Here is a 21,981-nt window from a genome sequence, read left to right as displayed (position 1 = left end):
TGTTATTCTTTAGTATCAGATAAAATGCTTTTCTCTTTTTCTAAAGAAAGCTCATTGGTAACTAAACCTTTAATTTTAATTATTTTTCTAGCACTTTTAGCATTTGAGAAAATGGTAATAGATTTAGAAAAACCACCAAGCCTTTTAGTATCATAAGAAACTTTAATTTCTCCTTTTTTACCAGGCATAATTGGTTGTTCTGGCTTTTTAGGAACCGTACAACCACAAGAAGATTGTATTTTAGATATAATTAAAGGTTGGTCTCCTACATTTGTAAAAACAAAAACTTTCTCTCCGTTAGAGCCTTTGCTTACTTTACCATAATCTATGGTTTCTTTTTCGAACTTAAATTCTTGCGCATTTATAGAAAATGAAACTAGAAATAATACTAAAATAGATGCAAAGGTTTTCATAACTAAAGATTTATACTGTAAAATTAATACTATTTTTTTGTATTAAAAAATCAACTACTAATTTTCTCTACAAAAATAGATAATTGTATTTTTGCCAACTATATATCAAAAAGGATACCAAAGTATGACAATTCCATCTAAATACGATGCAAAACAAGTAGAAGATAAATGGTACGATTACTGGATGAAAAACAACTATTTTCATTCAACACCAGATGAAAGAGAGCCTTATACAATTGTAATTCCGCCACCAAACGTAACGGGAGTTTTACATATGGGCCATATGTTAAACAACACTATACAAGATGTTTTAATAAGACGCGCACGTTTATTAGGTAAAAATGCTTGTTGGGTTCCTGGTACAGACCACGCATCTATTGCAACAGAAGCAAAAGTTGTTGCTAAATTAAAAGAGCAAGGAATCAAGAAAAGCGATTTAACTAGAGAAGAATTCTTGCAACACGCTTTTGATTGGAAAAATGAATACGGAGGAATCATTTTAGAACAATTAAAAAAATTAGGTGCTTCTTGCGATTGGGAAAGAACTGCCTTTACAATGGATCCAGAAATGTCTGAATCTGTAATTAAAGTTTTTGTTGATTTATATAACAAAGGTTTAATTTATAGAGGATACAGAATGGTAAACTGGGATCCAGAAGCAAAAACGACACTTTCTGATGAAGAAGTAATTCACGAAGAAAGACAAGGAAACTTATATTATTTAGAATATAAAATAGAAGGATCTGATGATACGTTAACAATTGCAACCACAAGGCCAGAAACTATTTTTGGTGATACTGCAATTTGTATCAACCCAAATGATGAGCGTTTTACACATTTAAAAGGGAAGAAAGCAATTGTACCACTTTGTGATAGAGTAATTCCTATTATAGAAGATGAATATGTAGATTTAGAATTTGGTACCGGTTGTTTAAAAGTTACTCCTGCACACGATGAAAATGATAAGAATTTAGGTGATAAACACAATTTAGAAGTAATCGATATTTTTAATGATGATGCTTCTTTAAACTCTTTTGGATTACATTATCAAGGCAAAGACCGTTTTGTAGTTCGTAAAGAAATTGCCAAAGAATTAGAAGAAAAAGGAATTTTAGTAAAAACTGAAGTTCATACAAATAAAGTTGGTACATCAGAAAGAACAAAAGCAGTTATAGAGCCAAGATTATCAGATCAATGGTTTTTAAAGATGGAAGAATTGGCTAAACCTGCAATTAAAGCGGTTTTAGGTGATGATACAGACATCAACTTATATCCAAAGAAATTTGAAAACACCTATCGTCATTGGATGGAAAATGTACGCGATTGGAACATTTCTCGTCAACTTTGGTGGGGACAACAAATACCTGCATTTTATTACGGAGACGGAAAAGAAGATTTTGTAGTTGCAGAAACGCGTGAAAAAGCATACGAACTAGCAGTCTCTTCGAGCGCAGTCGAGAAGTCTTTCAAAATTGAAGACTTACGTCAAGATGAAGATGCTTTAGACACTTGGTTTTCTTCTTGGTTATGGCCAATGTCTGTTTTCGACGGAATTAGAAATCCAGAAAATGAAGAAATTAAATATTATTATCCAACAAACGATTTAGTTACTGGGCCAGATATTTTATTTTTCTGGGTAGCAAGAATGATTGTTGCTGGATATGAATATAAAGACGAAAAACCTTTTGAAAACGTTTATCTTACAGGATTAGTAAGAGATAAACAAAGACGTAAAATGTCTAAATCATTAGGAAACTCGCCAGATGCTTTAAAATTGATTGAAGAATTTGGTGCAGATGGTGTAAGAGTTGGTTTATTATTAAGCGCTCCTGCAGGAAACGATATTTTATTTGATGAAGATTTATGTCAGCAAGGAAAAGGATTTGCAAATAAAATTTGGAATGCTTTCCGTTTGATAAAAGGTTGGGAAGTAGATGCAAGTTTAGAACAACCAGAAACTTCTAAAATTGGATTGACTTGGTACGAAGCAAAGTTTCAAAAAACATTGGCAGAAATAGAAGATCATTTCTCTAAATACCGTTTGTCTGATGCTTTAATGGCAATTTATAAATTAATTAATGATGATTTTTCTTCTTGGTTATTAGAAATTGTAAAACCAGCTTATCAACAACCAATAGATCAAACAACGCTTGATGCAATTATAACTGTTTTAGAAAATAATTTAAAAGTATTGCATCCGTTTATGCCATTTTTAACAGAAGAAATTTGGCAACATATTACAGAAAGATCAAAAGAAGAAGCTTTAGTAATTGCAAAATATCCTACAATTAAAGATTTTGATGCTAACATTATTGCAGACTTCGATTTTGCTACAGATGTTGTTTCTGGTATTAGAACTATTAGAAAAGACAAAAATATTTCTTTTAAAGATGCTGTAGAGTTATTTGTAATTAATAAAGATAAAAGTTCTAAAGAATTTGATGCTGTTATTAAAAAATTAACAAATACGGCAACTATAAATTACGTTTCAGAAAAAGTAGATGGTGCTTCTTTTAGAGTAAAATCTAACGAATATTTTGTGCCAATTTCTATAGAAAATATAGATGTAGAAGCAGAAATTAAAAAGTTAGAAGCTGAGTTAAAAAGAGCAGAAGGTTTCTTATTCGGAATTACGAAAAAGCTTTCTAATGAGCGTTTTGTAGCAAATGCACCCGAAAAAGTAATTGCTTTAGAACGTAAAAAAGAAGCTGATACTAAAGCAAAAATAGAAACCATAAAAAGTAGTTTAAGTACACTTAAATAGACTTTTAAATGGTTGAATATAAAAATCCATAAGAATTAATTTTCTTATGGATTTTTTAACATTAAGCGTTAAAATTTGCTAAAATTAATTGAAAACGCAATAAAACTGGTTCTTTTTCGTTTTAAATAGAACTATAAAAATCAAAAAAATAATGAAAAAATTAATTATTCCTGTTGTAGCAATTTCTTTGTTAGCAACATCATGTGTATCAAAAAAGAAGTATGTAGCTTTAGAAAATCAATTAACTGATACTAAGGGAACTCTTCAAAAAACTACCATTGAAAAAGAAGCTTTAGAAAGTAAGTTTGCAACAATAGAAAAAAGAGTAGCAACTTATAATGAAAAGATTAATTCTTTAAAAAGCGATAATTCAGCGCTACAAGATGCAAACGATGTAAAATTAGATATGGTTGGTAAAACAGCAGTTATTTCTAATAAAACAAGAGATCGAATGAGAGAAACTTTATCAAAAGTAGATCCTGCAGACTTGGCATCAGCAAAAACATTAAAAGATTCTTTAAATTTAGCAATTTCTTATAATTTAAAAAATAAGATAAGTACTACAGATTTAACAGATTCTGATGATTTAAATATTGATATTGACCAAACAGTAGTTATGATTTCTGTTTCTGATAAATTATTATTTAACACCGCAAGTTACAGAGTAAAACAAGGTGCTTACGGTTTAATAGAAAAATTAGCTGCACTTATAAAATCTGAACCAAGTTTAGATGTAATGATTGAAGGACATACAGATTCTAGAACAATTAGTAATGATAAAGTTCAGGATAACTGGGATTTAAGTGTAAAAAGAGCAACTTCTATTGTTAGACTTTTAGAGAGCAAATATAAAATTGAAGGAAGTAGATTAATTGCTGCAGGTAGAGGTTCTACAATGCCTTTAGTAGAAAATACAAGCAATGCAAATAGAGCTAAAAACAGAAGAACTAGAATTGTTATTTTACCAAATTTAGACAAGTTTTTTGCTTTACTAGCAGATGAACAATTGGTAGATTAAGTTTAGTTTTAAATAAAAAGTAAATAAAAAAAGGAAGCTAAATGCTTCCTTTTTTTATTTTAAAATAATATTTATTTTTTCTAATTCTTCTGTAGAAAAAGTAGTGTTTTTGGTAGCTTTTAAATTGTCTAATATTTGCGCTGGTTTACTAGCGCCAATTAAAACAGAAGTAATTCTATCGTCTTTTAAAATCCAAGAAATTGCCATTTGAGCTAAATTTTGATTTCTGCTTAAAGCTACTTCATGCAAAGCTTTTATTTTAGGAAGCTTATCTAAAACCTGATCTGTTTTTAAATAGCGTCCGTCTTTTACAGCTCTAGAATCTTTTGGCAACCCTTTTATATATTTATCTGTTAACATACCTTGTGCTAGAGGAGAAAAACAAATAGCACCAACACCAGAATTGCTTAATAAATCTAAAAGGCCATCTTCTACCCAACGATCGAATAAACTATATCTTGGTTGATGAATTAAACACGGGGTTCCTAATTTTTTTAAAATTGAGAATGCTTTTTCTGCTTCTTTAGGTTGATAATTAGATAAACCAACATATAAAGCTTTTCCTTGTTTAACAATTAAATCTAAAGCTCCCATAGTTTCTTCTAAAGGAGTGTTGTAATCGGGTCTGTGATGATAAAAAATATCAACATAATCCAAATTCATTCTTTTTAAACTTTGGTCTAAACTAGAAAATAAATATTTTTTAGATCCAAAATTACCATAAGGACCAGGCCACATATCATAGCCTGCTTTAGAAGAAATGATTAACTGATCTCTGTATTTCTTAAAATCTTTTTTTAATATTTTACCAAATGTTTTTTCTGCAGATCCGTAAGGAGGACCGTAATTATTTGCTAAATCAAAATGTGTAATACCATTATCAAAAGCACATTTTATTAAGTTTCGGGCGTTATCAAAGTCATCATTTTTACCAAAGTTATGCCATAAACCCAAAGAAATTTCTGGTAAAAGCAAACCACTATTACCGGTTCTTCTATAGTTTATTTTGTCATATCTTTTAGAATCTGCTTTGTATTTTGCCATTAGATTAAAGCTTCTTTTAAAATGGTTATCGGGTGTTTTGCAATACGTTTTGTACCATCAAAAATCTGATGTCTGCAACTGGTTCCTGCGGCAGCAATTTCTGTATCAGAACTACAATTTCTAATTTTAGGAAACAAAGTATCTTCACCAACTTGCATAGAAACTTTATAGTGTTCTTTTTCGTAACCAAAAGAACCTGCCATTCCGCAACACCCTGTATTCATAATTGTTACAGTATAGTTTTTAGGAATATTAAGCATTTGAAAACTAGCATGTGTACCAGTTAATGCTTTTTGGTGGCAATGCCCATGTACTTTTAGAGTTTTTGCTTCTAAGGTAAAAATGTTACTATCTATGTTTTCTTTTTTAATTTCGTTAGCAATAAACTCTTCGAAAGTAAAACTGTTTTTTGCAATCTTTTCTGCGGATTTTTTATCATCAGCTAAACGGATATACTCGTCTCTAAAACCTAAAATTGCAGAAGGTTCTATTCCTATAAGTGGAGTTTCATCCGTAATAATATCTTTAAAAATAGCAATATTATTATTGCATATTTCTTTAGCTTCTTTTAAAAACCCTTTAGAAATATGACTTCTTCCACTTTCATCATGTTTAACGGATTTTACTTTGTAACCTAATTTTTCAAGTAAAATAACAGCATCTTTTCCTATTTCTGAATCGTAATAATTAGTAAACTCATCATTGAATAAATAAACCTCTTTTTTAGGTTTTTCTATTGTGATATTGTGCTTTTTTAACCAATTATCTAAGGTTTGATTTGCTAATTTAGGTACAGAGCGTTCTACTGCAACGCCTAATACTTTTTTAGCAACAATAGAGTTGGTAAAAAAATTGGTAATTGTAGGAAAAACACTACCTAATTTATTGTATTTGGCATTGTTAGCAAACATTTTATTTCTAAAAGAATATCCGTTTGTTTCTTGATATTGATACAAGAATTCTGCTTTTAAACTGGCTATATCTACATTACTTGGACATTCTGTGGCACAAGCTTTACAACTTAAGCAAAGGTCTAAAACTTGCTTTAATTCTTTAGAATCAAATTTATTTGCAGCAGTGTTATTAGTTAAAACATCTCTTAATGTATTTGCTCTACCTCTTGTGGTATCTTTCTCGTCTTTTGTAGCTCTGTAACTTGGGCACAATGTTCCGCCAGCTTCTACAGGTTTTCTACAATCTCCAGATCCATTACATTTTTCTGCAAGCTTTAAAATACCTTCGCTAGCAGAAAAATCTTGTAGTGTTTTTATTTGCGGTTCTTTTCTATCAACTTCATAACGTAAACTTTTATCCATAGGAAAAGCATCAGTAATTTTCCCTTGATTAAAAACGTTGTTAGGGTCGAATGCTTTTTTAATTCTTCTTAATAATTGATAATTTTTATCACCAATCATTAAAGGAATAAATTCTGCACGTACAATTCCGTCTCCGTGTTCACCAGAAAAAGAACCATTGTATTTTTTTACCAATTTGGCAGTTTCTGTTGTAATCTTTCTAAAAAGAACAACATCTTCCGATTTTTTTAAATTTAAAATAGGACGTAAATGTAGTTCTCCAGCACCAGCATGCGCATAATACACAGCATTTTGCTTGTATTTATCCATTATTTTGGTAAACTCTTCAATATAATTTGGTAAATCTTCTAAAGCTACAGCAGTATCTTCTATACAAGCAACTGCTTTTTTATCGCCAACAATATTGGCTAAAGCACCCAAACCAGCTTTACGTAAGTAATGTACTTTTGCAATATCTGCTCCGTAAACTTTTGGGTGATGATAACCGAAGTTGTTTTTTTCTAAATCTGCAATTAAATTATCTGCTAAAACTTCTGCTTCTGGTAATGTATTTGCAGAAACCTCTAGCATTAAAACAGCGCCAGGATCGCCTTGTAAAAAGAAACGATTTTTGGCTAATTTTCTATTGTCTTTAGTACAATCTAAAATAATTTTATCCATTAACTCACAATTATATAAATTGTGATTCATAGCAATAACTGTAGCTTTTAAACTTTCGTTAATGGTTTTAAAATGTGTACAAACCATTATACTTTCTTTAGGCGCAACATCATCTAGTTGTAGCGTAATACTTGTTGAAAAAGCTAAAGTTCCTTCGCTACCAGAAAGTAGTTTTGCTACATTTATAGTTGGTTCTGTACCGCCAAATAAATCAGAAGTTAAAAACTCATCTACAGCGTAACCTGTACATCTTCTGTGAATAGTTTCTTTTGGAAATTCTTTTTTAATTTCTTGCTGATTTTCTACCAAAGACAGCTCATTGTAAATGGCTTTATAAATTTTACCTTCTTGTGTGTTTTCTTTTGTTTTATTGATGAATTCTGCAGATGTAATTTCTTTAAAAGTAGCCGTGCTTCCATCACTTAAAATAGCATCTATAGCAATTACTTTATCTCTTGTAGCACCATATTTTATAGATGTGCTACCAGAAGAATTGTTACCAACCATTCCGCCCATCATACATCTGTTAGATGTAGATGTATTTGGCCCAAAAAACAATCCGTAAGGTTTTAAATATACATTTAAAGAATCTCTTACTATTCCTGGTTGTAAGGTTACGGTTTTTGCTTTTTCATCAAAAGAAATAATTTTTGTAAAATGTTTAGAAACATCTACTACAATTCCGTCTCCAACACACTGCCCAGCAAGAGAAGTTCCTGCAGTTCTAGGTATTAAAGTAATATTGTTTTTATTAGCAAAATTAATTAAAGTAATAATGTCTTTTTCATCCTTTGGAAAAGCAACTGCTAAAGGAATTTTACGATAAACAGATGCATCTGTTGCGTATAAGTTTTTGTGTAAATTATCAAAAAGAACATCACCAGAAAGTGAGTTATGTAAGTCTGTTAAGGTAGAATTGTCAATCATTATTTACTAGAAAAAAGTAAGAATATAAATACAAATATCTGAATAAAATAGTTGTTTAGTTATAGAATGAGAATGTGATTATATAATTTTATGAATATGTTAAAGAAATTATATAATTACTGCAATAAAATTATTTTTTTAAAGTTTTTATCTTTTTCAATAATTATTATTTAATAAAAGCGCTAGACTTTTATTCGGTAACTTTTAAACGAGCTTGTGCGCTAATAGATACATTAGAATAATTATTGTTTAAAAATTTTAAATAGCCAGATATAGCAATCATTGCAGCGTTGTCTGTTGTGTACTCAAATTTAGGTATGTAGGTTGTCCATCCAAAATGCTTTTGTGCTAATTGTAATCTATTTCTAATTTCAGAATTTGCAGAAACACCACCAGCAATAGCTATATGTTTAATTCCTGTTTTTTTAACAGCATTTTTTAGTTTTTCCATTAAAATTTCTATGATTGTATATTGTATAGAAGCACAAATGTCATTTAAATTTTCTTCAATAAAATTAGGGTTTGTTTTTACTTGTTTTTGAATAAAGTATAAAATACCTGTTTTTAAGCCACTAAAACTAAAATCTAAATCGCCAACCTTAGGTTTGGTAAATTTAAAAGCTTTTGGGTTACCTAATTTTGCATATTTATCAATTAAAGGTCCGCCAGGGTAAGGTAAACCAAGAATTTTGGCAGATTTATCAAAAGCTTCTCCAACGGCATCATCAATTGTTTCACCTAAAATCTCCATTTCAAAATGGTTTTTTACTTTAACAATTTGTGTGTGACCACCACTAATCGTTAAACAGATAAAAGGAAAAGGAGGTGTTTTACTTTCTGGATCTTCTATAAAATGAGCTAAAATATGAGCTTGCATATGGTTTACATCAATCAAAGGAATTTGTAAACCCAATGCCAAAGACTTAGCAAAAGATGTACCCACTAATAAAGAACCCATTAAACCAGGACCACGTGTAAAAGCAATAGCAGATAAATCTTTTTTAGAGATACCAGCTTGTTCTATGGCTTGTTGTACAACAGGTACAATGTTTTGTTGGTGTGCCCTAGAGGCTAATTCTGGTACAACACCACCGTATTTAGAATGTATTTCTTGATTAGCAACAACATTACTTAAAATTTTAGCGTTACAAATTACAGAAGCACTTGTATCATCACAAGAAGATTCGATACCTAAAATATAAACAGGTTTTTCCATTAAAAAATAAATTTAGAACAAAATTAAGGATAATTTTATGGTGTCTATCTTTTTTTGAGAATAGATGTTTAATTGTTTGTTAAAATTGAACGTTATTTGTATTAGATTGGTTAAAAATTGATTAGTTTGTAGTTTATTATTACTATTATTTTAAATAAAAAATTGTTATCAAAAAGGTTAGAAATAAAATATTAAAATGGTTAGGGTACTTTGTGCTTTTTCTGTTATTTATTGTTGTTGTGCTTTCTACATCTTTTGTACAAACAAGAATAGGTAATTATGCTACCAAAAAGATTAATGAAACCTATAATACAGATATTTCTGTAGAAAAGGTAGACTTATCTTTGTTAGGAAACGTAAGGTTAAAAGGAATAGAAATTAGAGATCATCATAAAGATACCCTAATTTTTGCAAAAAGACTAAACACATCTATTTTAAACGCCAAAAAAATTATTGAAAAAAATGTTGATTTAGGAGATATATCTTTAGGAGGTGTGCGTCTTTTTATGAAAACATACAAAGGAGAAGAAACCGATAACTTATCGGTCTTTATAGCCAATTTTATTACCGGTAAACCCAAAGATTCTTTGGCTAAACCATTTATTTTAAAATCATCTAACGTTTATATTAACAATCTAGAATATACTTTAACAAATTACAATAGTAAAAATCCATTGCTTTTTTCGGCAAAAAAAGCAGGCGGAACTTTAGAAGATTTGTTAATTGATGGTACAGATTTTTCATCAAAAATTAGAGGACTTTATTTAACAGATAATCGAGGTTTAGAAATAACAAATTTATCAACAGATTTTACGTATTCTATAACTGCAATGGAGTTTAAAAATACAACATTGCAAACCATGAAATCTGATATTAAAGGAGATATAGGTTTTACATACGAAAGAAAAGATTTAATAGACTTTAATAATAAAGTAAACATAAAAGCGGTTTTTGGTAAAAGTAAAATTGCTATACCAGATTTAAAAAAATATTATAACGAGTTAAGTGGTACAGACGTTGTTCATTTAACAGGTGTGTTAAACGGAAAATTAAATGATTTTTCTTTAAATGGTTTAAAATTAAATTCTAATAAAGGAATAAAATTAATTGGTGATTTAGGTTTTGTAAATGCAGTAAATAAAGAAAACGGATTTGTATTTAAAGGAGATTTAAAAGATTTAACTGCAACTTATGATGAATTAAAATATATCTTACCAAATGTTTTAGGAAAAACGTTGCCAACAGAGTTTAAAAAAATAGGTCAATTTACTTTAAAAGGAAAAGTAAATGTTACTCCAGATAAAATGAGTGCCAATGTAAACTTAAAATCTAAAATTGGTACAATTATATCAGACTTAAAAATATCTAATATCGATAATATAGATTATGCTGCTTACAGTGGTAAAATACAATTAAGTAAGTTTGATGTTGGTGTTTTAGTAAACGATCCTTTATTTGGCGCAGTTTCTTTAAAAGGAGATGTAAAAGGAGAAGGTTTTAAATTAGAAAACATTAATACAGAGTTTGTAGGAACCATTTCTCAATTGGTTTTTAAAAATTATTCTTATAAAAATATTGATGTTAACGGCCAATACCAAAACAGTAAGTTTGATGGTAATTTAAAGATAGATGATACAAATTTTAAAATGGAATTTAATGGATTGGCAGACTTGTCATCCGAAATTCATAAGTTCGATTTTAAATCTGATATAGAATTTTTAAATTTAAGAGAAACAAACCTTTTTACAAGAGATAGTATTGCGGTTCTTAAAGGAAATGTAACTTTAGATATAGAAGGTAATAATTTTGATAATATTACAGGTAAAGCAACTTTTAAAAATGTATTCTATAGAAATCAAAAAGAAGACTTTAATTTTAAAGAATTTAATGTAACATCTTCTGTAAAAGATAGTATTAAAACCATTGATGTTACATCAGAAGATATTGCAAAAGGGCACCTCAAAGGTAAGTTTTCTTTTGAAGAGTTATTGCCAGTATCTCAAAACGCATTAGGTAGTATTTATACAAATTATTCTCCTTTTAAAGTACAACCTAACCAATATTTAGATTTTAATTTTACAATTTACAATCAAATTATTACAATGTTTTTCCCAGAAATATCTATTGATAATAATACAAAAATAAGAGGGAGAATAGATGCGGATAAAAATCAATTAAAATTAACAATCTCTTCGCCAAAGATTAATGCTTATGGTAATGAAGTTAAAGATCTTTTATTAAGAACAGATAATCAGAATCCATTATATAATTCGCATTTAACAGCATCAGAAGTTAACACAAAATATTACAATGTTTCTAAGTTAAATTTACTGAGTTTAACCCAAAATGATACATTGTATTTTAAATCAATTTTTAAAGGAGGTAACCAAAAGAATGAAGATTTTAATTTAGATTTTTTCTACACATTTAATTCAGAAGGAAAATCTGTGGTTGGTTTCGAAGATTCTTCTTTTAAATTTAAAGACAATGTTTGGAATATTAATCCAGACAATTTAAGTTCAGATATTATTGTATTTGATTTAAAAGAAAAAGAATTTAATTTTAGTCAGTTTAAACTAGTTTCAGGAGAACAAAAAATTGAATTTACAGGCCAATTAAAAGGCGAAGAAGAAAAAATTCTTTTAGCAGATTTTACCAAAGTTAAATTACAAAGTTTTTTACCCAAAATAGATAGTTTGTCTTTAAAAGGAACATTATCTGGTAATGTAGATTTTGTTCAAAAAAATGGTACATATAACCCAGAAGCTCTATTATCAATTAAAGATTTTCAAGTAAATAATTTTAAACAAGGAAACTTATTGTTAAATGTTAAAGGAGACAATTCTTATGAAAAATATAAAGTAGATTTATCTATAGATAATGAAAAAGTAAAAAGTATAGCAGCTACAGGTTCTTTAGATTTTTCATTAAAAAGACCTTTAATAGATTTAGAGGTTTATTTAGAAGATTTTGGTTTAAGTGCTTTTAGTCCTTTAGGACAAGATGTTTTATCATCTATAAGAGGTACAGCTTCTGGAGGTTTTTCTTTAAGAGGTTTTTTAGGAAATCCAGAAATGGAAGGTAGATTAAGTCTTAAAAATGCAGGATTAAAGTTTCCGTATTTAAATGTAGATTTTGATTTTGTAGGAGAATCTGTTGTAGAGCTACAAGAACAGTCTTTTATATTTGAAGATGTGTCTTTAATAGATACTAAGTATAAAACCAAAGGAAGACTTTTGGGTGATATTACTCACTTAAACTTTAAACAATGGTTTTTAAATATAGAAATAGAGAGTGATAATTTACTTGTTTTAGATACAGAAAATAAAGAAGAATCTTTATATTATGGTACAGGTTTTATAGATGGTACAGCAAATATTACTGGTTTAACAGATCAATTAACTATAGAGATAAATGCAAAAACAAATGCAGGAACCAAGTTTGTTGTTCCGCTAAAAGATATAGAAACTATAGATAGTTACAATTTAATTCATTTTAAATCTGCAGAAACAAAAGTAAAAGATAAACAAAAAGAACTGGCTTTAGAAGCACTTAAAGGGCTTTCTTTAAATATAGATTTAGAGGTTACAAAAGATGCAATTGCACAAGTTGTAATAGATGAAGTAAACGGAAGTCAGCTTACAGGTAGCGGGTCGGGTAACCTTAGGGTAGAAATAAATACCAGAGGTAAATTTAATATGTTTGGAGATTACACAATAGATAATGGTGTGTACGATTTTAAGTATGGAGGCTTTATTAGTAAACCATTTATAATAGAAAAAGGAGGAAATGTTTCTTGGAATGGAGATCCGTATGAAGCTTTATTAGATGTTACTGCAATATACAAAGCAAAAGCAAACCCTGGGGTTTTATTAGAAAATTTTAATTCTAACAGAAAAATAGAAGTAGATTTAGTAACCAGAATAACTGGTGGTTTATTTAGTACTAAGCAAGATTTAGATATTCAATTATCTAATGTAGACCCTACAATTGCAAGTGAGTTAGAGTTTATTTTAAATGATAATAATGTAAATGAAAAAACAACACAATTTATATCATTATTAGCATTTGGTAATTTTGCAAATCCAGATAGAGCAGATTTTGATGCAGGAGCAAGTATTTCTAATACAGCATCAAGTGCTATATCTGCAGCATTTTCTAGTTTATTAAATAGTCCAGAGAGTAAGTTTCAATTAGGGGTAGATTACCAACAAGGAGATACAAATAATGATATAGATAGACTAAATGTAGACAACCAAGTAGATGTGTCTGTAAGTACCCAACTGGGTGATAAAGTTATAATAAACGGAAAAGTTGGTGTGCCAGTTGGTACCCAAACACAATCAAGTGTTGTAGGAGAGGTAAAAGTAGAGGTCTTATTAAATGATGAAGGTAATTTAAGAGGTGTTATCTTTAATAGGCAAAACGAAATTCAATACTCAACAGAAGAAGAAGGTTACACACAAGGTGTTGGTCTTTCTTACCAAGTAAACTTTAATACTCTTTATGATTTATTAAGAAAGATTGGTCTTCGTAAAAAAGGTAAAAGAGAAAAGCCTATTCCTAATCCTAAAAAAGATACGATTTTAAGAACAAGAGAAGAGCAAGATCTTTTTGAAGGAAATTAAAATATTTTTCTAAAAAATATTTATGTATTTTATTAAATTAATTAACATTATAATAATTAGTTAAAGCTTAAAAAATTAAAAAAAACAGCTATTTTTAAGCTTAAAATAATAAGTGTTAGCCTAAAACGATTTCGTAGTTTTATTATTTTTAATGATTTTAAAGCAGTAAATTTACATCAAGAAATATGAAGAAAATTAAAAAAATAGCAGTTATGACTTCTGGAGGAGATGCTCCAGGTATGAATGCCGCAATTAGAGCTGTAGTTAGATCTTGTGCTTATTACAGCTTAAGTTGTGTTGGTATATATAGAGGTTATCAAGGGTTAATTGAAGATGATCTGATAGATTTAAGTGCAAGAAGTGTACACAATATAATAAATAAAGGAGGTACCGTTTTAAAATCTGCAAGGTCTAAAGCTTTTAGAACAAAAGAAGGTAGGCAAAAAGCATACGAAAACTTAGTAGAAAGAGAGGTAGATGCAATGGTAGTTATTGGAGGAGATGGTTCTTTTACAGGAGCTGTTTTGTTTAATGAAGAATTTGGTTTTCCTGTAATTGGTATTCCTGGTACAATAGATAATGATATTTTTGGTACATCTCACACTTTAGGTTACGATACCGCTTTAAATACAGCTGTAGAAGCTATAGATAAAATTAGAGATACAGCATCATCTCACAACAGACTTTTTTTTGTAGAAGTAATGGGGCGTGATGCAGGTTTTATAGCATTAAATGCAGGTGTAGGAGCCGGAGCAGAAGAAATTTTAATACCAGAAGAAGATTTAGGATTAGATAGAATGCTAGAATCTCTAGAAAGAAGTAGAAGAGCTGGTAAATCATCTAGTATAGTTGTTGTAGCAGAAGGTGATAAATCAGGTAAAAACGTGTATGAACTAGCTAGTTATGTAGAAGAAAATTTACCAGAATATGATGTTCGAGTAAGTATTCTTGGTCATATGCAAAGAGGAGGTTCACCATCTTGTTTTGATAGAGTCTTAGCAAGTAGACTAGGAGTTAAAGCCGTAGAATTATTGTTAGATGGTCATACAAACTTAATGGTAGGTTTAAAAGATAACAAAGTAATTAGTACAGATATAAAAGAAGCAATTTCTGGCGGACATTCAATAAACTATGAATTGCTAAGAATTTCTGATATTATAACAACTTAAAAAAAATAAATAATTAAAAATTAGTATAATGATTAAAATAGGAATTAACGGATTTGGACGAATTGGAAGATTAGCATTCAGATCTACAGTAAATAGAAAAGACGTACAAGTAGTAGCTATTAACGATTTACTAGATGTAGATTATTTAGCTTATATGTTAAAATATGATTCTGTTCACGGTCAATTTGATGGAACTGTTGAAGTAAAAGACGGTAAATTAATTGTAAACGGAAACGAAATAAGAATTACTGCAGAAAGAGATCCTTCAAATTTAAAATGGGATGAAGTTGAAGCAGAATATGTAATTGAATCTACAGGTTTTTTCTTAACAGAAGAATTAGCAGGAAAACATTTAGAAGCAGGAGCTAAAAAAGTGGTATTATCTGCACCTTCTAAAGATCATACACCAATGTTTGTAATGGGTGTAAATAACACAGAATTAAAAGCAGACCAAAAAATATTTTCTAACGCATCTTGTACAACAAACTGTTTAGCACCAATTACTAAGGTTTTAAATGATAACTTTGGTATTGTAGAAGGTTTAATGACAACTGTACACGCAACTACTGCAACACAAAAAACTGTTGATGGTCCTTCTATGAAAGATTGGAGAGGTGGACGTTCTGCATTAGGTAACGTAATACCTTCTTCTACAGGAGCTGCAAAAGCTGTAGGTAAAGTAATTCCTGCAATGGATGGTAAATTAACAGGTATGGCTTTTAGAGTACCTACTATGGATGTTTCTGTTGTAGATTTAACGGTAAAATTAGAAAAATCTGCTTCTTATGATGAGATTTGTGCTGCAATGAAAGCTGCATCAGAAAGTGAAGCAATGTCTGGTGTATTAGGTTATACAGAAGAATTAGTAGTTTCTCAAGATTTTGTAGGTGATACTCGTACATCAATTTTTGATGCTAAAGCTGGTATTGCATTAAATGATAACTTTGTAAAAGTTGTTTCTTGGTATGATAACGAAATGGGGTATTCAACTAAAATTGTAGATTTAATTGAATATGCTGCTTCTTTATAAGCATCAATAATTTTATACATAAATAAAAAACCTGAAAGTATATACTTTCAGGTTTTTTATTTATTTTTAGTAACACAAAAGAAACTATATGGAAATAGCAATTATTGCACATGATGGTAAAAAAGCAGAAATGGTTCAGTTTTTAAATGAACACAAAGAAACTTTATTACAAAAAAATATAACACTTATCTCTACAGGTACAACAGGTACTAAAGCAGAACTTGCAGGTTTTAAAGTAACCAAATTTTTATCTGGTCCAATTGGTGGCGATGCTCAAATAGCAAGTAGAGTTGCAGAAGGTAAATGTAAAATGGTATTATTTTTTAGAGACCCACATGCAAAACATCCACACGAGCCAGATATTATTATGCTATTAAGAATTTGTGATGTACACAATGTGCCTTTAGCAACAAATCCTGCAACAGCAGATTTATTAATTAGTGCATTGGCTATTTAATAGCAATTGCACTAATTTCTACATTTACAAACTTAGGTAAATTAGCTACTTCAACAGTTTCTCTAGCAGGAGCTGTTTCTTCATTAAAATAATTACCGTAAATAGCGTTTATCTCAGCAAAATTATTCATATCAGAAATAAAAATTGTAGTTTTAATTACGTTTTCAAAAGTCATTTCTGCAGCAGCTAAAACTTCTTTTAAGTTTTCCATAACTTGTATAGTTTCTGCTTCTAATGTGTCAATATTTAATTCTCCTGTTTCTGGGTTAATTGCAATTTGACCAGAAGTGTATAATGTATTTCCACTTAAAACTGCTTGGTTGTATGGTCCTATAGGAGCAGGTGCTTTTGTTGTAGTTATTATTTTTTTCATTTGTTTAAAATTTAAAAATCTTAAATTATTTTTTATAATGTTTTTAAAATAAAGTTCTATCTGCAGGTTTTGTTTTATCCCATTTTAAATCTGATAAAACAGATGATTTAACACCAATAAAAAAGGTGTAAGAAGAATTTGTACCAAAAGGAACCCAGTTAAAATTAAACTGCCAACTATCTAAATCTCTTGTAAAATTAAACCTAGAAAAGGTGAAAGCACCTCCTTTAATATCATAACCAGAAGAATAACCAACTTTCCATTTTGGAGATAATTCTAAATTACCGCTAAACATAATACTATGTATACCAACTTCACCTGGCTCTAAACCGTTGTTGGTGTAGCTAGCAGAATAAGCTAAATTTAAAGACCAAGGTATGTCTGCGTTATAAAGTTCTGTTTTTGTTTCTTTTTCTTCTTCAGAATTTGTGTTATTTTGTTGTCCAGCTCTATTATTTGTAGGGTTTATATCTGCACCAATAACATCAACTCCATTTTGAGCTCCATTACCATTTTGGTTTTTAGAATCGTTTTTACTGTCTTTGTCAAAATCTTTACTAGAAATAGAGTAATTTGCTGTTAAACTTGCGTTGGTAAGTCTTAGAATATTAGCATTAAATTCATTTATTCTAGAACCTTCGCTATTAACCTTATAAGGGTCTAAAGAACCGCTTAAGTTTACAGCTAATTTGTCTTTAAATAATCTTGTACCGGCAGAAAAACTTACAGGAGACCAACGTAAACTATCTGCAGCAATATTATAAGAACTACTAAAGTTTAAGTTGTTTAAGATAGTTACTTTTTCATCCTCTTCATCACTATCAGGATCTTTAGGAGCTACTTTTGCTTCTAAAACGTTGTTTAAAGAAATACCAATAGAGTTACTTAAACCAGAAGAAGGTGCACCATAAATACCACTATCAAAAACTGTATAATCTAATAAGTCTGTAGCATCTGCACTTTGTTGTACTTGTTTTATGTATTTGTCTTGAAAATCTGGTCTATAAGAATAAGAAATAGATGGTCTAAATGTATGTCTAATTGTTTTTAAGCGTCCTTTTTTAAAGTTAAAAGTACCATAAATATTTGTAGATAAACTTACCCCTGCATTGTATTCTCTATAAGTTTTAAAACCTCTTAAAGTATCTGTAACTACAACATTTTCTGTAACATCATAATCTTTTTGTAGGTAATCAAATTGCCAAACTTCTTCGTAATTTGCACTAGGTGATAAAGTAAAATAATTAAATGCTTTTATATTAGTACTTGTACCAGTTGTATGTTTTACACCAGATCTTGCTGTTTCAAACATTTTACCAGTAAAAAACTCATCATCTGTAGTGTTTATTAAATACTGGCCTTGCATTGTATAGTTGAAACCCATTTTTTGAATGGGTGTTTTTTGTACACCATTTTTACCTGCAAAAGGATATTGTCTATCCATATTAACAGTTAATGAAGGTAAAGTCATTGTAATAACTTCTGTATTTGTGTTTTGTTGATGAGAAGCCGTTAAGTTTAAGTTAAACGGTGTGCCAACAAAAGTTTTACTATAACTAATAGAAGAGTTAAAAGTATTTGTTTGTGTTTGTGATATGTTATATTGATTTACAGATTCTCTAAAGAATTTACTACTACCTAAATTAACAGATGCAGAAAATCTAGAATTGGGGCTTGCTTTAGAGTCTTGACTGTGAGACCATCTAATATTATAGTTACTTGTTTTACTATAATCATCATAACCTCTAATACCACTAATTGTGTTCTCGTAACTAAAGTTAAAAGAACCATTAAAACGATACCTTTTTTTGTAGCTAGAGCTTAATCTTGTACCCCAACTTCCGTTAGCATAAACATCTGCCAATACGCTTAAATCCATATAATTACTTATCGCAAAGTAATAACCTCCGTTTTGAATACCAATACCTCTATCTGTACTACCTGTATCAAAAGAAGGAATTAAAAAACCAGAAGTACTTGTTTCTGTGATAGGAAAATAGGCAAACGGTAGAAAAACAGGGGTAGGAATATCTGCAATAACTAAATTACTAGAACCAACAATTATTTTTTTACCAGGTACTAATTTGGCTCTATCTGTAGCAATATAATAATCTGGGTTTTCTTTTTCTGATGTAGTAAACTTTATGTTTCTTACATATATTGTAGAATCATTTACTCTTTTGGTTTTTTCACCATAAGTAAACATTTCTCCTTGTTTGGTTTTAAGACCATATATTAAAGCTCTTTCACTATCAAAGTTGTAGATAATAGAGTCTTGCTCAGATTCTTGACTACCTTGTTTAAAGACAGGTCTTTGTGTGTATCCAGTACTATCTATAATTCCTTTAGCAAAAATTACATTTTTCTTATAATCAATAATAACAATACCCGCTTTTAAATCTATATCTGTATAAGTTATATGAGCTTCATTATAAAGAGTAACGGTTTTTTCTTTAGCATTTTGTATTGTATAATCTTTAGCGGTATGTAAAATAATATCTTCTATAGATTCTTTTCTTTTTAAAGAGTCTACAGCAATAGTATCTGTTTTTTTTATGCCTAAAGAATCTATATTATTTTTAATAACAGAATCTTTTACAGAAATTAAAGCAGTATCTTTTTTTAGAATGGTATCTGCTATTTTAAGTTTTCGTTTAATATCTTGCGAGAATCCTGCTTTTATAGAAAAGAGAAAGCAAAATAAAAGTATATATGATAGATTTGTTTGCAATGCTATAAATACTATTTTTGTAATAGAGTAAAAGTATGGTTCAATTTTTGAAGCACCAAATTATAAAATGCCAAAATTAGTTAATTTTTATTGATGATATTTCAACAAACTCACAAAATTAAATTCAAAGCTAGAAATCTTTTTCTTTTCTTGTTTTTATTCTCTTTTTTAATAAGTACTAAGACTGTTTTTGCTCAAAAAAAATATGTTATAGTTTTAGATGCTGGTCATGGAGGTAAAGACCCAGGTAATTTAGGAAATGGTTATAGGGAAAAAGATATTGCATTAAAAGTTACGCTTCTTGTAGGTAAAGAATTGGCAAAAAATAAGGCAATAAAAGTAATTTATACAAGAAAAACAGATACTTATCCAGCGTTATGGAAAAGAGGGCAGATTGCAAATGAAGCCAATGCAGATTTATTTGTATCTATCCATTGCGATTCTTATCAACCTAGACCTTCTGCACACGGCGCAGGAACTTTTGTATTAGGATTAAGGGGTAACAAGCAAAATTTAGAAATTGCAAAAAGAGAAAATGCGTCTATTTTATTAGAAGATAATTATCAGAAAAATTACGAAGGTTTTGATCCTAATTCTGCAGAATCTGTAATTGGTTTATCTCTTTTACAAGAAGAAAATTTAGATAAAAGTTTAGAACTAGCCAGTTTAATTCAGCATAATTTTACATCCAAATTAAAAAGAAAAGATAGAAAAGTAAAGCAAGATAATTTTCAGGTTTTAAGAGAAACAATTATGCCAAGTGTTCTGATAGAGTTAGGCTTTTTAACAAACAATAGCGAGGGTAAATATCTTAACTCTAAAAAAGGACAGCAACAAATGGCAAAGTCTATTGCAGAAGCTATTAGCGATTATATAAATCATTTAAAGTTAAATACAGTTGCTAATATTTCTACACCTTCATCTAAGTCAACTTCTGTTTCTTATACAAGTGTGGCGGTAAGTTCTATTGAATATAAGGTTCAAATAGCGTCTAGTAAAAATAAAATAGCAACAAAATCTTATAACTTTAAAGGTCTTAAAAGTATACAAAGAGTACAAGTAGGTAGTTATTATAAATATTACTACGGTAATACAAGTAATTATAAAGATGTTAAAAAATCTTTAAACCTAGCAAAGACAAAAGGTTACAAATCTGCATTTGTAGTTGCTTTTAAGAATGGTAAAAAGATTTCTGTAACAGAAGCTATTAAAATGCAGTAGATTTGGTAGTATCTACCAAAAATTATTAGTAATATTGTTATTAAATTTATATTAATGTCTAGAGAATTAAAAACAGGAATTATTGCTATTGTTGTAATTGCATTATTTATATGGGGTTATAATTTTTTAAAGGGACAAAACTTATTTGATGGTAATACACGTAATTTTAAAGTAGAATATAGTAACATAGCAGGCTTAACAGAGTCTAGTTTGGTTACAATAAACGGCCTTAAAGTAGGTAAGGTAACTAACATAGAGTTTAATAGAGCAAAAGATAAAAGAGGACATTTAGTTGTAAGTTTTGTCATAGAAAAAGATTTTAAGTTTTCTAAAAAAAGTATTGTTAAAATATATTCGCCAAGTCCTTTAGGGGGGTCTAATTTAGCAATTATACCAGAGTATGATGGAGAGGAAGCGGTTTCTGGAGATACGCTAACAGGAGAGGTTGAGTCTAGTTTATTTACTTCTATAGGAGAGCGTTTAGATCCTATTCAGTCTAAATTAGAACATGTTATGGTTAGTGCAGATTCTCTATTTAAAAACATAAATAATGTTTTAGATACAGAAACTCAAAATAGTTTAAAAACGTCTGTAAAATCATTAGAGTTTACATTGTCAGAGGTTAAAAAAACAATGTTATCTATTAACGGAATTTTAGACACAAGTTCATCAGATTTACAAGAAAGTATAAAAAACACAAAGGTAATAACAGAAAATTTCTCTAAAGTTTCAGATACATTAGCAAATGCTAATATTGGTGAAATTATTAAAAAAGCAGAAGTTACACTTAATTCGGCAAACTCAATGTTAGCAGGTATTAACTCGGGTAAAGGAACCATTGGTAAGTTAATAAAAGATGATCAGCTATATGATAATATGACTAGTGCTACAGAAGAATTAGAAAACTTATTAAGAGAAATGAAATTGAATCCTAAACGATTTGTACATTTTTCTTTGTTTGGTAAAAAAGCAAAACCATATACACCAAATTCAGAAGAAGAAACTAATTAAATA

Annotated in this window: 14 protein-coding genes; 8 read left to right on the top strand and 6 right to left on the bottom strand. The window is 29.2% G+C overall.

Annotated features, from left to right (window positions below; translation table 11 throughout):
• Window positions 1–2 precede the first annotated feature (2 nt).
• Complete coding sequence (locus KI686_RS03550; RefSeq protein ID WP_237587895.1) at window positions 3–413, bottom strand: DUF1573 domain-containing protein; 411 nt, start codon at window positions 411–413, stop codon at window positions 3–5.
• Between the two features lie 124 nt (window positions 414–537).
• Here KI686_RS03550 and KI686_RS03545 point away from each other — a divergent pair, with 124 nt between their 5' ends.
• Both KI686_RS03545 and KI686_RS03540 read left to right on the top strand, forming a co-directional pair.
• The gene (locus KI686_RS03545; RefSeq protein ID WP_237587894.1) at window positions 538–3,177 is read left to right on the top strand and encodes a valine--tRNA ligase; all 2,640 of its coding nucleotides are present in this window, start codon (window positions 538–540) and stop codon (window positions 3,175–3,177) included.
• Window positions 3,178–3,328: 151 nt separating this feature from the next.
• Window positions 3,329–4,195: an OmpA/MotB family protein gene (locus tag KI686_RS03540; RefSeq protein WP_237587893.1), complete on the top strand. Its 867-nt coding sequence runs from the start codon at window positions 3,329–3,331 to the stop codon at window positions 4,193–4,195.
• 54 nt (window positions 4,196–4,249) lie between these two features.
• Here KI686_RS03540 and KI686_RS03535 read toward each other — a convergent pair whose 3' ends face one another.
• The 3 genes from KI686_RS03535 to tsaD all read right to left on the bottom strand — a co-directional run bounded on the left by KI686_RS03535 (window position 4,250) and on the right by tsaD (window position 9,358).
• Window positions 4,250–5,239: an aldo/keto reductase gene (locus tag KI686_RS03535; protein ID WP_237587892.1), complete on the bottom strand. Its 990-nt coding sequence runs from the start codon at window positions 5,237–5,239 to the stop codon at window positions 4,250–4,252.
• Complete coding sequence (locus KI686_RS03530) at window positions 5,239–8,142, bottom strand: FAD-binding and (Fe-S)-binding domain-containing protein (RefSeq protein ID WP_237587891.1); 2,904 nt, start codon at window positions 8,140–8,142, stop codon at window positions 5,239–5,241. Before KI686_RS03530 ends, KI686_RS03535 begins: the two co-directional genes overlap by 1 nt.
• Window positions 8,143–8,332: 190 nt before the next feature.
• Window positions 8,333–9,358 carry a tRNA (adenosine(37)-N6)-threonylcarbamoyltransferase complex transferase subunit TsaD gene (gene tsaD / locus KI686_RS03525; protein ID WP_237587890.1) on the bottom strand — a complete coding sequence of 342 codons (1,026 nt, stop codon included), beginning with the start codon at window positions 9,356–9,358 and terminating at the stop codon, window positions 8,333–8,335.
• Between the two features lie 212 nt (window positions 9,359–9,570).
• Here tsaD and KI686_RS03520 point away from each other — a divergent pair, with 212 nt between their 5' ends.
• The 4 genes from KI686_RS03520 (at window position 9,571) to KI686_RS03505 (ending at window position 16,642) form a co-directional block, all read left to right on the top strand.
• On the top strand, window positions 9,571–13,986 hold the full coding sequence (locus KI686_RS03520) for a translocation/assembly module TamB domain-containing protein (protein ID WP_237587889.1): 4,416 nt from the start codon (window positions 9,571–9,573) through the stop codon (window positions 13,984–13,986).
• A gap of 185 nt (window positions 13,987–14,171) precedes the next feature.
• A complete protein-coding gene (gene pfkA / locus KI686_RS03515; protein ID WP_237587888.1) occupies window positions 14,172–15,155 on the top strand; it encodes a 6-phosphofructokinase in 984 nt (327 codons plus the stop codon).
• Window positions 15,156–15,183: 28 nt separating this feature from the next.
• On the top strand, window positions 15,184–16,185 hold the full coding sequence (gene gap, locus KI686_RS03510; RefSeq protein ID WP_237587887.1) for a type I glyceraldehyde-3-phosphate dehydrogenase: 1,002 nt from the start codon (window positions 15,184–15,186) through the stop codon (window positions 16,183–16,185).
• A gap of 88 nt (window positions 16,186–16,273) precedes the next feature.
• Window positions 16,274–16,642: a methylglyoxal synthase gene (locus KI686_RS03505; protein ID WP_237587886.1), complete on the top strand. Its 369-nt coding sequence runs from the start codon at window positions 16,274–16,276 to the stop codon at window positions 16,640–16,642.
• On the opposite strand, the gene KI686_RS03500 is transcribed toward KI686_RS03505, so the two are convergent.
• Both KI686_RS03500 and KI686_RS03495 read right to left on the bottom strand, forming a co-directional pair.
• The gene (locus KI686_RS03500; RefSeq protein ID WP_237587885.1) at window positions 16,635–17,015 is read right to left on the bottom strand and encodes a RidA family protein; all 381 of its coding nucleotides are present in this window, start codon (window positions 17,013–17,015) and stop codon (window positions 16,635–16,637) included. The genes KI686_RS03505 and KI686_RS03500 overlap by 8 nt on opposite strands.
• 43 nt (window positions 17,016–17,058) lie before the next feature.
• Entirely contained in the window at window positions 17,059–19,746 is a 2,688-nt protein-coding gene (locus tag KI686_RS03495) for a putative LPS assembly protein LptD (protein ID WP_237587884.1), read from the bottom strand.
• Between the two features lie 93 nt (window positions 19,747–19,839).
• On the opposite strand from KI686_RS03495, the gene KI686_RS03490 reads away from it, so the two are divergent.
• The gene (locus tag KI686_RS03490) at window positions 19,840–20,967 is read left to right on the top strand and encodes an N-acetylmuramoyl-L-alanine amidase family protein (protein ID WP_237587883.1); all 1,128 of its coding nucleotides are present in this window, start codon (window positions 19,840–19,842) and stop codon (window positions 20,965–20,967) included.
• Between the two features lie 54 nt (window positions 20,968–21,021).
• On the top strand, window positions 21,022–21,978 hold the full coding sequence (locus KI686_RS03485) for an MlaD family protein (protein ID WP_237587882.1): 957 nt from the start codon (window positions 21,022–21,024) through the stop codon (window positions 21,976–21,978).
• Window positions 21,979–21,981 lie beyond the last annotated feature (3 nt).

The sequence above is a fragment of the Polaribacter sargassicola genome, assembly GCF_021991835.1.
Classification (GTDB): domain Bacteria; phylum Bacteroidota; class Bacteroidia; order Flavobacteriales; family Flavobacteriaceae; genus Polaribacter; species Polaribacter sargassicola.
The sequence above is the reverse complement of the archived record's forward strand: the minus strand, read 5'-3'. Positions and strand labels throughout refer to the sequence as shown.